The sequence below is a fragment of the Planktothrix sp. PCC 11201 genome (assembly GCF_900009135.1).
Classification (GTDB): domain Bacteria; phylum Cyanobacteriota; class Cyanobacteriia; order Cyanobacteriales; family Microcoleaceae; genus Planktothrix.
The window spans coordinates 1-4,582 of the sequence record NZ_LT797707.1 but is presented as its reverse complement, the minus strand read 5'-3'; the positions used below and the strand labels follow the sequence as shown (position 1 = coordinate 4,582).

At 50.0% G+C, this 4,582-nt stretch carries 1 protein-coding gene; it reads right to left on the bottom strand.

What is annotated here, in order from left to right; genetic code table 11:
- Positions 1–4,582: beta strand repeat-containing protein (locus PL11201_RS18335; protein WP_200816819.1), on the bottom strand; the 4,582-nt coding region annotated here is incomplete at both ends.

Here is a 4,582-nt window from a genome sequence, read left to right as displayed (position 1 = left end):
GTGTGGGCTCCGGTGTAGGTGCGGGCGTGGGTCTTGGTGTGGGCGTGGGTATCGGTACAGGTATAGGTATAGGTGCGGATGTTGGTACGGGTGTGGGTACGGGTGTGGGTACGGATGTTGGTGCAGGTGTGGGTACGGGTGTGGGTACGGGTGTGGGTACGGGTGTGGGTATAATTTCTCGGTCATCATTTTGAATGGAGAGACTCAGGGGAGAACCCGTAACCGTGGCTGTGCCAGCAGCCGTAGCTTGACTCAGACTAAGTTCTAGGGTTTCGTTCGGTTCAACAACAGTATCACCCAGGATTTCGACCGCAATCGTCGCAGTGGTGGCATTGGGGGCAAAATTAATCTTACTGCCCGTAGCACTAACTCCACTACCACTGACCAAAACGTTATTGTAATCTGTACCAACGCTGGCGGTGCCTCCTAAGCTGAAATCAACACTACTGGCCTGTTGAGTCTCACCGTCTCGACTAATAGTAAAACTGACAACCTGGCTACCCGTATTCCCTTCTGTGATAGTGGTGGTACTCCCAATCAAATTATAGGTAATATCGTTATCCACTATTTGGGCATTCACCGAGCCAATGGGTCGGGTGGTGGGATAGTTGGGGGCTGTGCTATTGGTAATCCGGTGGGTAATAGCACTGCTGTGATTATGTTCGGCAACTCCATCATCTATCGCCCTGACTGTAATAGTTTGGGGAGTGATGCCCGTGGTGGGTGTGAAGTTAACGATTTGAGATGGGGCAAAGTTAACCCCATCTAAGCTGATTTCGGCTTGGATATCGGCGGTTAATGTTACTTCAACATTCCCCAGGGGTTGCGTATTTAATTGTATCTCATAAGTATCTGTTTTTCCCGCTTCTGTGAGATTGGTACTCCCGCCCGATTGGGTAATGGTGACTCCCGGGATGTCGTTGTCGGTGTTGGTGACATCGACATCGGCGGGTTTGAGGCTGTTATAGTTGCTGTCGGTGCTGGTGAGAGCACTGAGAATTTCGTAGGAGACATCTCCGTCGGCGACTAAATCATCTACTCCTGTGGCGGTGACAGTTTGGTAGCTATTCCAGTTACCGGGGGTAAAGGTGATAGTGGTGGGGGCAACTGTCCCTTCGGCGATGTTACTACTGCTGAAACTGAGACTGACATCTGCTGTGGGTTGGGAGGTTAAACGGATGTCAAAGCTGGCTTGACCTCCGGCTTCGCTGGTATTACCACTGATGGGTTGAAGTTGAAATCCGGCTGTGTCGTTGTCGATAATGGTGAAACTGTCTGTAATGTCTGGGCCTAGGACAATTCCGGCACTGGGGTTACTCAGGGTGAGCGTTGCGGTTTCGTCGATTTCGTCGAGTTTGTCGTCGGTGATGGTGAAGGTGACTTGTCCACTGCTGCTACCGTTGGGGATGGTGATTTTGTTGGGGACGGGGGCGACGAAATCGGCAGAGTTGGCATCTCCGCTTAGGGTCAGGTCAAGGGTTTGGTCGCCCACAACGGCTGCTGCTGCGGTGACGGTGACGGTAATACTGGTTGTCCCGGCTTCGCTGCCTGTGGTTTGGGATAGGGAGAGGTTGACGGGGGGAATGGCTGGGGACGCATCAACGGTTTTGAAGTTCCAAGTTGTACTGCCACTGATACCAGTATAGGGATTTCCGGCTTTGTCTTGAATGGCTGTGGGGTCGATTTCTACATAATAGTCTGTACTGAGGGCTAAGTCGGCTGTGGGGTTGAGGATAAGTAGACTGGCGACTTTATCCTTTTTGTTTGTCCCGATGCTGACTTTGGGGGAATTGACATTCAGGGTTTCGACAATGGAGTTATCGGATAGTTTCTTGATGACGATATTACCACTGCCAATCTGAATGGCTTCACTGAATTTAATGATTAAGTTATCCCCTACGGCTACTCCCGTGGCATCATCGGTTGGGGTTAAACTCACCACTACTGGTGGGGTGGTATCGACGGGGAGGATATCGTTATCGCTATTGATAACGGCAATATCGTTGGAGTTAATACCATTAAATCGGGGGTCGGTACTGGTAGAGGCTCCGGTGACAATATTATAGGGTTTATCGCCATCAACAATGGTGTCATCGACTCCAGTGACAGTGACGGTTTGGGGGGTATTCCAGTTGGTGGAATTGAAGGTGACGGCTGCGGGTAAGACTGTGCCTTCAGCCAGGTTGTCACTGGTTAACCCAAAAGTAACGTCGGCGGTGGGTTGACCGTTGAGTTGGACGGTAAAATTGGCTTGACCTCCGGCTTCTGTGGTATTGCCACTGATGGGGGAGATGATAAACGCGGGGATGTCGTTGTCGGTATTGGTGAAGGGAATATCGTTAGGGTTAATCCCGTTAAATCGGATATCGGTACTGGTAGAGGCTCCGGTAACAATATTATAGGCTTTATCCCCATCCACAATCGGATCATCGACTGGTAGAACTGTAACGGTTTGGGGGATATCCCAGTTACTGGCATTAAAAGTAACGGCTGCGGGGGTTACAGTGCCTTCATTGGTGTTATCACTACTGAGGGGAAGGGTGACATCGCCTGTAGGTTGACCGTTGAGATAAATGACAAATCCTCCGGTACCTCCAGCTTCTGTAGTATTGCTGACGACGGGTATTACGATGAACCCAGGACTGTCGTTGTCGGTATTGGTGACGGCAATATCGCTAGGATTAATCCCGTTATAACTGGGATCTTGACTGCTGATGGCTGTGGTAACAATATTATAGGGTTTATCGCCATCAAAGAAAATATCATCAATTCCGGTGACGGTGACGGTTTGGGGTTGATTCCAGTTAGTTGAATTAAAGGTGAGGCTCTTAGCAGAAATAGACCCTTCTGCGGGATTATCACTACTTAAATTAAAGCTAACATCAGTCGTAGGTTGACTCTTGAGTTGAACGGTAAAGGTGGCTGTACCTGCTGCTTCTGTGGTATTCCCACTAATAGCAGAAATTGTGACCCCGGCAACGTCGTTATCAATATTAGCAATCCCAATATCGTTGGGGTTAATGCCGTTATAGTTGGTGTCGGTACTGGTGGTGGCTCCAGTGACAATATTATAGTTTTGATTTCCGTCGGCAATACTATCATCAACTCCGGTAACAGTAACGGTTTGGGGTTGATTCCAGTTAGTTGAATTAAAGGTAACAGAAGCGGGTAAAGCAGTCCCTTCGGCAGTGTTATCGCTACTTAAAGGAAGGGTGACGTCGGCGGTGGGTTGGGTTTTGAGTTGGATGGTAAAGGTACTCGTCCCCCCGACTTCTGTGGTATTGCCACTAATAGCCGAAATTGTGAACCCGGCCAAGTCGTTATCGAGGTTGTTAACACCGATATCGTTAGAGTCTAAGCCGCTATAGTTAGTGTCGGTGCTGGTGGCTTTGGCGGTGACAATTTTATAGGCTTTATTCCCATCAATAATATTATCATCGACTCCAGTGACAGTAACAGCTTGAGCGGTATTCCAGTTACTAGGGGTGAAGGTGACGCTGTTGGCTGATAATGTGCCTTCGGCGGTGTTATCACTGGTTAACCCAATGGTGACGTCGGCACTGGGTTGGCTGCTTAACCGGACAGTAAAGCTATCGGTGGCGGTGGCTTCGGTGGTGGTTAATCCGTTTTTGGGTTTGAGGACAATTCCGGCGGTGTCGTCGTTGGTTAGGGTGACATTCAGGGGCGAACCTGTAATGGTAGCTGTCCCTGCGGGTGTGCCGTTGCTGAGGGTGAGGCTGAGGGTTTCATCGGGTTCAACTTGGGCATCCCCTAGGATTTCAACGGCGATGGTGGCGGTGGTGGCGTTGGCGGCAAAGCTAATGGTGCTGTTTGTAGCACTCACTCCCGTACCCGTCACGTTAACGTTATTGTAGTCTGTTCCGGTACTGGCGGTTCCCCCGAAACTGAAATCAATACTACTGGGTTGTTGGGTTTCGCCCCCACGAGTAATCGTAAAACTAATAACTTGGTTGCCCGTATTCCCTTCTGTAATCGTGGTAGTGCTACCAACTACATTGTAGGTAATATCGTTATCGGTAATTTGGGCATTCACCGGGCCGATGGGCATGGTGGTGGGATAGTTGATGGGAGTGGCACTGGCAGTAATCGCGTGGGTAATACTGCTGGTATGGTTATGTTCGGCGACGGTATCATCTACGGCTTTGACGGTGATAATTTTAGCCGCCGTACCATTGGCAGGGGTGAAGGTGACGGTTTGGCTGTTGCCAAAGGTAGTACCATCGGTGCTGACTTGGGATTGGGCATCGGAGGTGACGGTAACGGTGACATCACCTAGAGGTGCGGTATCTAATTGTATTGTATAAGTATCATTTGCTCCCCCTTCGGTAACGGCTGTACTGCCTCCACTTTGGGTAATAGTAACTCTGGGGCTGTCGTTGTCGGTGTTGATCCCAATCAAATCGGAGGGTTTGATGCTGCTGTAGTTGGGGTCGGTGCTAGTAACGGCGCTGCTAACAATTTGGTAGGTTTTGTCTCCATCGATGACCGCATCGTCTACGCCCGTTACAGTGACGGTTTGATAAACGTTCCAGTTAGCGGGGGTAAAGGTGATGGGGGTGGC